Source organism: Acinetobacter sp. AOR43_HL, from assembly GCF_027854635.1.
In the GTDB taxonomy this organism is placed as follows: domain Bacteria; phylum Pseudomonadota; class Gammaproteobacteria; order Pseudomonadales; family Moraxellaceae; genus Acinetobacter; species Acinetobacter pittii.
In genome coordinates this window covers 140,762-151,252 of record NZ_JAKTHX010000036.1, presented here as the reverse complement: position 1 = coordinate 151,252, position 10,491 = coordinate 140,762, and the positions used below count along the sequence as shown (strand labels likewise).

Here is a 10,491-nt window from a genome sequence, read left to right as displayed (position 1 = left end):
TATGGTGGGCGCTGACGGGATCGAACCGCCGACATTCTGCTTGTAAGGCAGACGCTCTACCAACTGAGCTAAGCGCCCCAAGAAGAAAAAACTAATAAATTATTAATTTTTCGATTTAAAATTTTTACATCTTAAATCATCTTCCAAACACAACCCGAACTGAAAAGTGGCGCAGCGGACGGGGCTCGAACCCGCGACCCCCGGCGTGACAGGCCGGTATTCTAACCAACTGAACTACCGCTGCACTTTCACAATATCGCAATTGTGGGGTAAACGATGTTAAGTCTTAAGTGGCGCAGCGGACGGGGCTCGAACCCGCGACCCCCGGCGTGACAGGCCGGTATTCTAACCAACTGAACTACCGCTGCACTTGAGAGCTTAACGTAAAGGCTTGGTGGGCGCTGACGGGATCGAACCGCCGACATTCTGCTTGTAAGGCAGACGCTCTACCAACTGAGCTAAGCGCCCTTAACGTCTTCATCGTTTGTGAGGTGCATTATAGAGAATCTTTAACAGGTGTCAAACGCTTTTCGACAACTTTTCAAAAAAATGCGAATGAATGATTAAAAATAAGTCACTATTAAGTAAAAAACAATTTTTTGTATTTTATTTAAGCACTTATTTTAATATTTTGATCATTCAGCTAATTAAATAAGAATTTTTAAAATCTTATTTTAGGTTAAAGATTGCTCAGACAAATAAACCAATGCATCTTCAGCGACTAAATCAAACAACTCAATGATTTCTTCATTACGCATTCGAATACATCCATGTGACATGGGAACACCCATCGGTTCTTTATCAGGTGTGCCATGAATATAGATATAACGCTGCATGGTGTCGTGGCCATCACCTTTATTAAAGCCTTCTTCTAAGCCATCTAACCAAAGAATACGTGACAATATCCAATCTCGTTCAGGGAATTGTGCTGCTAGTTCACTGCTATAGACCTCCCCTGTTGGCTTACGTGCAATAAAAACCGCATTTTGAGGAGCTTGTGCACCAATTTTTTTTGCAACCCTATGCCATCCACGTGGAGTCCTACCAGTATTCTCTTGCTCACCGATTCCGTTCTTTCCAGTAGAAATGACATAAAACTTATTATGTTTAGGCAAAGTTAATGTTTGATTTGCTAAATCGATGAGGACATTTGCTTCTTCGAGCTTAAATTGAGACATTGAACTTATTCTCTTATATCAACTCAAATACCTTGAGTTTAAGTAAAAATTTATATGAAGAACTTGTCTTGCGCCAAAATTAAAAGATTATCAATCTTTTAATTTTGGCTCAGGGCGTAGCCATAACCAAACTGCAACGATGAACATGGTAGTATCAGTAAAAACCTTGACCCAAAGCGGTGCTGAAGTAAATAGCATTATAAGGCCACTGATTGCCATCATTATGCTTGCAATACATTTGGCTTTACGTGGTACTGTACCATTGGCTCGCCAATCACGTAATGTTGGGCCGTATTTGGGATGGTTTAACAACCAATCATCCATTTGTGGCCATCCTTTCGAAGCTGCCCATGCAGCTAGAATCAAAAACACTGTTGTGGGCATACCTGGTAAAATTGCTCCAATAATGCCTAGCGTGATAAAAATCACGACCAAAGAGCGCCAGAACAATGTTCGCATATATAAACCTTAACCTGCTGTTAGCGTTAGTATAAAGTGTTTTTCTAATATTGTTTGTTGATCCCTTATGAAATTAGGATGAATTACTTCGAGTATTAAATATATGAATATTGCCTCAGTGAAAACTTCCTATTTCGAACCATGGCTTCAATTTCAACATCCTATAGTGCGACAGCTGGCTTTTTGTATTGCTAGTCCAAATTTACTTTGCCAATTACCAAAAAGTTTTTCTATACAACACGACTTTAAGCTGCACCCAACAGAAGTATGGGAAGAGCATTTCCAAAATTATTTACCACGGTTAAAAGAGCTCGATCAGTCACCAGAGCCTTTAATCCAGTTTTTATCTCAACTTAAAAGTACACGCTTAGGTTTACGCTTTGAGAATTTACTTTGGTTCTGGCTACAAGAGGATAATTATCATCCTTACCAACTATTAGGTCATAGTATTCAAAAAATTGATGGAGCAAAAACTTTAGGTGAGATAGATTTTTTAATTTTAAATAAAGAAACCCAACAAATTGAACATTGGGAGGTCGCGTTAAAATACTATTTGGGCGAGGCAGACTTACATTTAGAACAATGGATTGGATTGAATCGTCAAGATACTTTAAGCAAGAAACTTTATCATTTTACAAATAAGCAATTTCAATTTTCTGAGGCATTAAATTTTAAGATTCAACAACGTTTTGCGGTTTTAAAAGGACAACTCTACCTACCACTTCAACTAAATTTTCAAAAGTCGCCACCAGACTGGATAAATTTAAAGCGTCGTTTGGGATATTGGGGGACTACCATTCCCCATTCTTCTTTTTATCGATTGGAAAGACATGAATGGTTGTGTCCAAATAAAGAGCAGACTTCAAATCAAGCACATTGGTGGACAGACGGTCTATATTGTAAAAATAGTAAAGAGATTTTGTTTTATATGTTTAGACATCCTCCGTACTTAAACATCAAGCCTCAACTGCAAAAATTAAGCTAATTAACAATAAGTTTTAAGCTTCTAGAAACATTTTATAACGTTTTTACTATTAAACAGTCATGTTTCTTTTTCCGTTTGTTTTTTAATCTAAATTTACTTCATTATTAAATTTAAACGGAGAAAATGATGAAAAAAGTTTTAGCTGCGTCTGTAATGGTTGCTGTTATTTTAACAGGGTGTAATACGTTTAAAGGTTTTGGGCAAGATGTTTCTAAAGCAGGTGATGCTGTAACAAATACTGCTGAAAAAACACAAGATAAAATGTAAGTTAGAGTTGTTACTTCAAAAACCTTATCATTCGATAAGGTTTTTTTATTTTTACGTACCCATCATCTAGAGATTCGCCTATTATATCGGACTATATTTCACCTGATCAGCACGCAATTTTCGGTATGAACCATTCAGACACTCTCTCGCTTAGCTTAGAACTGTTACAACAACCTTCTGTTACTCCTATTGATCATACATGCCAAACCATCATGGCAGACCGTTTAGCCAAAATTGGTTTTCATATTGAACCAATGCGTTTTGGTGAAGTTGACAATCTTTGGGCGCGTCGCGGAACTGAAGAACCTGTATTTTGTTTTGCCGGTCATACTGACGTAGTTCCGACAGGTAAGTTAGAAGCATGGAATTCAGATCCATTTGTACCTGAAATTCGCGATGGAAAATTATATGGTCGTGGTTCGGCCGATATGAAAACAGCACTTGCAGCTATGGTCGTTGCATCTGAACGTTTTGTCGCAAAACATCCTGATCACAAGGGTTCGATTGCTTTTCTAATTACTTCTGATGAAGAAGGACCTGCTATTAACGGTACGGTTAAAGTGATTGAGACTCTTGAAAAACGTAACGAAAAGATGACATGGTGTTTGGTAGGCGAACCTTCTAGTACTCATAAATTGGGTGATATTGTTAAAAATGGTCGTCGTGGTTCACTTAATGCCGTATTAAAAGTTCAAGGTAAGCAAGGTCATGTGGCTTACCCACATTTGGCGCGTAATCCAATTCATGAAGCATCACCAGCTTTAGCAGAACTGTGCCAAACTGTTTGGGATAATGGAAATGAATATTTCCCAGCAACATCATTTCAGATTTCAAATATTCATGCTGGCACTGGCGCAACAAATGTCATTCCTGGTGCACTAGAAGTTACTTTTAACTTCCGTTATTCAACAGAAGTAACAGCAGAACAACTTAAACAACGTGTGCATGAGATTTTAGATAAACACGGTTTACAGTACGAAATCGTTTGGAATCTTTCTGGTTTACCATTCCTAACACCTGTGGGTGAACTCGTTAATGCAGCGCAAACTGCTATTTTGAACGTAACGGGTACTGAAACTGAGCTTTCAACGAGTGGCGGTACTTCTGATGGCCGTTTTATTGCTCCAACAGGCGCACAGGTATTAGAGTTAGGTGTTCTGAACGCAACAATTCATCAAATTAACGAACATGTTGATGTACAAGACCTTGATCCACTAACTGATATTTATGAGCAAATTTTGGAAAATTTATTAGCTAAGTAAAAGTTAAGATCTAATGAATTGAAAAAGCGCCCTTTTGGGGGCGTTTTTTATATTTAAAGTATCAGTACTTTCTTTTAAAATTTTAAAGATTATTTATATTCAATAAACTAGAAAATTAGTTTTAATATAAATGGCTTAAAAGCTGCTTTTGAATTCTTATCTATCCATTGCAATATAGTTGGCCAGACTTCTTTAGCAGCATTTTGGCTAAGTACAATTCGACTATGAGAGTAATTTTCTAAGTTATTATTGGAATAGCCAAATTCTCGAAATATATTATTTTCATTTTCAAAAGCTTGCAAATATTTATAGCATCCTTTAGCAGGGGCAATAAATTTATCGCCAGTCCCGCAAATAGAATATATTGGAACTCTAATAGAGCTCATAAATTTTTTATAATCTATATATTTAAATTCACTTATAAAATTTTCCTTTAAGTTCCAATTAAACCATGGACGCATCGTGTAATAGGTTTCATTTATTCGCCCCAACTTAAATTTATTAGCAGGAATCTGACCTAGACCTTTTACAACTAATTTTGCAGAAAACAATTTAATAAAATCAAAGGAATTATTTACTGCTCCAAATGCTTGGCAAGCAACAAAAGTAATACTTTGAATATTTTTTAAATATTCAGGATAATTAATTAAGAACATGGTTAAGCATAGCCCTCCACCACTGTGTATTACACAGTGCAAGGAGGTTATATTAAAATGATGGTGAATATAATGAAATGCAGTTTTATATTCATATAATGCAACAGTTTCAAAATTAAATGGTATATCTGTTTTTGGGCTAGTACCATGCCCTCGCCACTCTAAAATAAAACAAATATAACCATGATTTGCCAAATAATCTGCAATGCCTATACAAACAGTTTTATCCGAAAATGCACCATGAGATAAGAAAATTGCTTCTTTTTTTATTAGAGAATTATTTCTTTTAGAAATTTCCCATAAAGCAAATTCACCATGATCATCTGTTTTTAAAATATGTAGCTCTTTATGAATTGACATTTATTTTCTGCTATAGAAGATTTTATTTTAGGTTATTTTGCTATGATTAATATAATAAAATTAGGCTCATCCTTTAACTATAACTTCAATTTATCTCCTTTTAAAATTTAGTATGAGACTTTATTAAAAGTAAATATTGGTAATTTCTTATATTTTAGCATTTGAAACACATATAAAATATAAATTCACGATATAAATAAAGCAAGAGCTTCAATGATTTTTAAAATAAATTTATATTCTCTAAAAGAATTTTACCTATTTAAAAAAAAAGAACTCAAAATGAGTTTCTTTTTTATAGATTCTATAGGTGAAGAGAATCTTGAATATATTGCAAATTAGGAACATGGTAGCGTTGATTGTCCATACGGACATATTTAAATACAGTTGGGTGCTTTAAAGACTCTTGTATATCCTCATTTTCATCTACAACTTCCGAAATACGCAGACGAACTGAAACTGGCATCGATTTACACATAAGTGCAAAACGTTGACTAATATCTTCACTTTCAATGACTAATGCTACTGCTCGAGAATCTATTTCGTTGTGAACCGAATAAACAGGGAGTTTTACATCATGCCATTCAATATGCTTGATACCATTTTTAACATCCATAGCAGATAACACTATATTTTGTGGCAATAGCATCGGCACTTGCTGATAGCATTCAATAATATATGCATCAATAAAACCAGTTGAGACAGTAATTAAATGCTGAAGCTCTTGCTGGTCCATTTCATTAATTAAGGATGTACTTATATTACTTTTCATTAGGCAAGTCCCCCTTCAAATGTCATGAATAACGCATCAATATTGTGAAGTAAGTCTTCTTCTTGGAAAGGTTTACCCATGTATTGGTTAACACCTAAAGTAAATGCTCGTTCACGGTGTTTTTCACCAGTTCGTGATGTAATCATAATCACTGGCATATCTTGATGTAGATCATGATGTCGAACGAGGTTAAGTACCTCAAAGCCATCCATTCGTGGCATTTCAATATCAAGTAACATGAGATCTGGTTTAATATTTTCCAATTGCTCAATGGCGTCAACCCCATCTTTAGCTGTGACTACATCATAGCCCTGACGTTCAAGTAAGCGAGACGTCACCTTACGTACAGTTACCGAGTCATCTACAATCATGATAAGACGTCGTTCGTCAGACTCGCGTTGTCTATAGATAGTTTCATTAAGCGATTTATGTCGGCGAGTAGATTGAATTTGGCGAGCAATATTTTGTCCATCTAAAATTAGACAAACTTGGCCATCACCTAAAATAGTTGCTCCTGCAATCGCACCAATGCTAGAGAATTGTTGTCCTATTGGCTTAATTACAATCTGTGCGCGTGAGCCAATTAGTTGGTCAACTAATAATGCGACGGTTTGTCCATTATTTGCCTTAATCATTAATACTGGTAATGAATACATCATTCCACTTAAGCGCGGAATTGGTTGATTACCAACAAACTCAGATAAATAACGTAATGGATAACGCTTATTTTCAAATTCAAAGAGCTCTTGTGCACTTCCGAAATATTGTTCTAATGATGCTGGTGATACTCGTACAATTCGATCAATCTGAGCCAGTGGGATTGCAAATTGCTGATCAGCAACTTTAACCATTAAAGCATCACTAACAGCTACTGTCGTTGGAACACGTATGGTAAAGACAGTTCCCTGCCCATATACAGAGTCGACACTCACATGGCCACCTAAGGCCTTAATATCACTTTGCACGACATCCAGCCCTACACCACGACCTGAGATCTGAGTGACTTGATCGGCTGTACTTAAACCAGGATGGAAAATCAGCTGTAAAATATCTTGATGTTCTAATACTTGCTCTGGATTAATCAAACCAGACATTAAGGCCTTTTGACGAACCTTCTCGATATCAATACCTTGCCCATCATCCTTAAATGTAACTACAACATCTGTACCTTGACGATGAATATTGAGTTCAATACGTCCCGTTTCTGGTTTCTGCGCTTGCTCACGTTGCGCACGGTCTTCTAGTCCATGGTCAATTGCATTTCTAAGCATGTGCTCAAGTGGCGTAACCAAACGTTCTAACATTGTCCGGTCCAGCTCGCCTTCTGTATTATTAACGAAAAGCTCTGCTGGTCGATTTAACGCGGTAGAAGTCTGCCTCACAATTCTTTGCAGACGAGGCAACAATCGAGAAAATGGTACTAAGCGTGTTCGCATAAGACCTTCTTGAATTTCAGCCTGAATACGTGATTGCTGTACCAATAAACCTTCAGTGTCTCTGATCTTTTCAGATAATGTATTTTTAAAATCTACTAAATCCGATGCAGACTCGGCAAGAGACTTTGATAACTGATTTAATGAAGAATATTGGTCCATCTCTAAAGGATCAAATTCCGTATAACGTGAGTTCTCAATACCGTGTTTTGCAATAATTTGGGTTTCTAATTCGCCTTCCATTCGACGCAACTGATCTGCAAGTCGCTGAATAGCCAATTCCATTTCCGCTAAGGTATGACCAAATTGGCTTAAATCCATTTCAATTCGCGAACGGTTAATCGAATTTTCACCAGACAGATCAATCATTTTTTCAATTAAATCTGCCGAGACTCGAATCATCTCATTATTTTGATCAAGGCGTTGTGCTTGTTCCCAATCACTCATCATTGGCGGTGGTTCTGTACCGTCACCTTGCACAAAACTCATTACAGGTTCCGTGCTGAATAGATCAGTTCTAGTTAACTTACTAGGAATTTGAATTGCTGTTTCAATGAACTGGATATTTTCCAGACTTTGTTGTAAACCATCGAAGTGTTGATAATTTTGTTTAAAAATTGCCTCTTTTAACCAGACAATTGCACTCTCTAATAAGTTGTCATAAATATTTGAGCTGAAATGATGAAGCGCAAATTGTTCAAAAGCATTCTCAAGTTGATAAGCAATCGCTTGCACGGTTTCAAGTCCCAGCATACGGGAACCGCCTTTCAAGCTGTGCACTGCCCTTTGTAGTTGAAGCAAGATACTACGGTTAGTACGTTGCTCGAACCATTGTTTTAATAGATGATCGGCCATTTCTAATAGTTCGGCCGCTTCCTCCATAAACGTCTGCTCGACAACAGTATTAATATCTTGATCTGGGATATTCTCTGTATGATTGTGATCAGCATAAAGAACTTGTAATTCGGTTTGCTCAACAAGTTGATTATTAGACTTAGCAATCTGCTCAGAACCAGAAGTTAACTCACTGAGGTTTAACGCCGTATTATTTATCGCTTCTTGTTGTAATACTTCAAAATTTAATTCAGGTATAACATACGTTTCAGGTTCTGTTTTGCTCTCTTTAATATGAGAATCAAATACCTGACCTGCATTTTTAAGTGCTTGAATAGTATGAGAAGCAGCATAATCTAGGTGCTGTTCACGCACTATTTGAAGACGGTCAGCCAAGTCATCTTGAACTAGTCGAATAAAATCAATGAGAGCAGACGAAGCTATCAACTGTTTTTGAATTAAACGCTCATAAATACTTTCTAACTCATGTGCAATTAAACCAATATAAGTTGCCTGAATCATATTTGCCCCACCTTTTAAGGTATGCAAATAACGCATCAGATTATTGAGAGCGGCAAAGTTTTCTTGATCATCAACCCAAAGATTAAGATCTGTATCCATTCCCTCAAGCAACTCATCGGCTTCTTCAAGAAAAATATCTAAAAGATCTGGATCAAAATGACGGTTTACATGCTCAGATGAAATGAATTGTCGATCTAGTTGTACACTCTGCCCTATGGTGACCTGATCAGTGAATACATTTTCTATCAGAGGTTCATTCGCCGTTTGTTCAACTTCAGCATTAAACAATGGTTCAAAAACGTCTTGATGAGTTTCTAATGATTCGGAATTAAGATTTGGAATATATTGAGTATATAGTTTTAGCTCATCCAAGACATTTTGGTGTTGCTCAATGATACTTACTCTTTGTCCCGCAGCTAATGCATCAAATAACTGAATTAATTGTTGGTGCGCTTTTTGATAAATTTCAAAAATATAATCTGATTGCAATAAATCAGGTCGATCAAGCAATATGTCGTAGCTTTCTTTCAACTGGTTAGTATATTCATATAAACCAATCATTGCCTGCGACTGAGTATGTTGCAGCAAAACATCTGCTTGTTCACTTAAACGTTCAAGATAATGAGGAAACTCTGTACGTATTCCCTTCTCAAAGTCTAATTCCGCATCAAGTAATTCAGCAACATCTAGCTGTAATAGCTGAGACACTAAACCATGTGGCGGCATGAGTGGGCTTGAATGCTCTCCATGCTGCTCCATGTAAGTATCCCAAACCTGATTAAATTTCTGTAAATCAGATTCCAATTGCTCAGTAGAGCAATGTGCAGCCAATAGATCTAAACTATTTCGAATAAACTGACGATAATCACGGAGTAATGAAATTTCTTCAGAGTGAGAAGAAAGCTCTTCTTGTAATAGTATTTTAAATAAATGCTCAACTTTGGTACTGGCTTCAAAGATTGGTTCTACATGAGCCATGGCAGAGCTGCCACGTAATGTATGTAACGCACGTATTAAAGCATTATAACTTTCATGCTGATGTATTTCTTTTTCCAAAAACTGATCAATTGTCGCTAAGTGCTCTTCTGCTTCTTCCATAAATAAAATTAAGGTTTCAGCAAGAGTCTGTTCAGTTTCTATAGCAACTTCTGGAGTCAAAATAGTTAAAACTTCTGTAGATTCTGGTTCTAAGTCATTTGTTTCTAAACCAGTTTGAGTTTCAGCAGTAAGAATATCTGATAATAATAAAAGTTCGTCTAACGCGGGTTCTATACTTTGCTGTTGCTGTAGTTGTTGTCCCAATAAAATTAGGGGCCTAAAGTCTAGGGTATGATTTTTTTTAGATTTGAAGTCATCTACTAACTTAAAGAAATAGAACTTAAATACCAACTGAACATATTGTTGGATGTTAGGAATTAATTCGAGACTCTGATTAATTACCCGATTAAGCGTATCTTCTACAGTCCAAGCAAGCTCAGCAGAAGATTTGGCACCAATCATTCGCCCAGAACCTTTCAATGTATGAAAATGACGGCGGATTTCAGTAAGCGTAGCAATATTTTCAGATTGCATCCATTCGTGAATCAAAGATTGTAATTCAACAAAAATTTCTTCAATTTCTTCGACAAATATTTCAAGAAATTCATCGTCTTGTTGAGAGTAGCTATCTTCCGGTAGCATCATTGCTTCAGTTAAAGTTTTTAATATTTCTTTCATAGCAAAGGCTTCTTTTGCTTGTCTCCCAAATGGAGAAAAACGACAGAGTC

At 36.5% G+C, this 10,491-nt stretch carries 8 protein-coding genes and 4 tRNA genes; 3 read left to right on the top strand and 9 right to left on the bottom strand.

Annotation, left to right across the window (positions count from 1 at the left end):
• Nucleotides 1-2: 2 nt before the first annotated feature.
• The 6 genes from MKL33_RS18565 to MKL33_RS18540 all read right to left on the bottom strand — a co-directional run bounded on the left by MKL33_RS18565 (nucleotide 3) and on the right by MKL33_RS18540 (nucleotide 1,637).
• Nucleotides 3-78 (bottom strand) — tRNA-Val (locus tag MKL33_RS18565).
• An 89-nt stretch (nucleotides 79-167) separates the two neighbouring features.
• Nucleotides 168-244, bottom strand: a tRNA-Asp gene (locus tag MKL33_RS18560).
• Nucleotides 245-291: 47 nt separating this feature from the next.
• Nucleotides 292-368, bottom strand: a tRNA-Asp gene (locus MKL33_RS18555).
• A gap of 24 nt (nucleotides 369-392) precedes the next feature.
• Nucleotides 393-468: transfer RNA gene (locus tag MKL33_RS18550), tRNA-Val, on the bottom strand.
• Between the two features lie 206 nt (nucleotides 469-674).
• Nucleotides 675-1,178: a cell wall-recycling L,D-carboxypeptidase ElsL gene (gene elsL / locus MKL33_RS18545; RefSeq protein WP_270907503.1), complete on the bottom strand. Its 504-nt coding sequence runs from the start codon at nucleotides 1,176-1,178 to the stop codon at nucleotides 675-677.
• Between the two features lie 90 nt (nucleotides 1,179-1,268).
• Nucleotides 1,269-1,637 (bottom strand): YbaN family protein, encoded by a 369-nt coding sequence (locus MKL33_RS18540; RefSeq protein ID WP_068557409.1) that lies wholly within the window; start codon nucleotides 1,635-1,637, stop codon nucleotides 1,269-1,271.
• 103 nt (nucleotides 1,638-1,740) lie between these two features.
• On the opposite strand from MKL33_RS18540, the gene MKL33_RS18535 reads away from it, so the two are divergent.
• From MKL33_RS18535 to dapE, 3 genes are all read left to right on the top strand, one after another.
• Nucleotides 1,741-2,622: a DUF1853 family protein gene (locus tag MKL33_RS18535; protein ID WP_119684662.1), complete on the top strand. Its 882-nt coding sequence runs from the start codon at nucleotides 1,741-1,743 to the stop codon at nucleotides 2,620-2,622.
• 123 nt (nucleotides 2,623-2,745) lie between these two features.
• A complete protein-coding gene (locus MKL33_RS18530; protein ID WP_014207555.1) occupies nucleotides 2,746-2,889 on the top strand; it encodes an entericidin A/B family lipoprotein in 144 nt (47 codons plus the stop codon).
• A gap of 125 nt (nucleotides 2,890-3,014) precedes the next feature.
• Nucleotides 3,015-4,151, top strand: coding sequence for a succinyl-diaminopimelate desuccinylase (gene dapE, locus MKL33_RS18525; protein WP_005072799.1), 1,137 nt, complete (start codon nucleotides 3,015-3,017; stop codon nucleotides 4,149-4,151).
• 107 nt (nucleotides 4,152-4,258) lie between these two features.
• Here the strand turns inward: dapE and MKL33_RS18520 are convergent, their stop codons facing one another.
• The 3 genes from MKL33_RS18520 to MKL33_RS18510 all read right to left on the bottom strand — a co-directional run bounded on the left by MKL33_RS18520 (nucleotide 4,259) and on the right by MKL33_RS18510 (nucleotide 10,441).
• Nucleotides 4,259-5,167 (bottom strand): alpha/beta fold hydrolase, encoded by a 909-nt coding sequence (locus MKL33_RS18520; protein ID WP_270907502.1) that lies wholly within the window; start codon nucleotides 5,165-5,167, stop codon nucleotides 4,259-4,261.
• A gap of 301 nt (nucleotides 5,168-5,468) precedes the next feature.
• A complete protein-coding gene (locus tag MKL33_RS18515; RefSeq protein ID WP_069036169.1) occupies nucleotides 5,469-5,936 on the bottom strand; it encodes a hypothetical protein in 468 nt (155 codons plus the stop codon).
• Nucleotides 5,936-10,441, bottom strand: a complete 4,506-nt coding sequence (locus MKL33_RS18510; RefSeq protein ID WP_270907501.1) for a hybrid sensor histidine kinase/response regulator — start codon at nucleotides 10,439-10,441, stop codon at nucleotides 5,936-5,938. Before MKL33_RS18510 ends, MKL33_RS18515 begins: the two co-directional genes overlap by 1 nt.
• Nucleotides 10,442-10,491 lie beyond the last annotated feature (50 nt).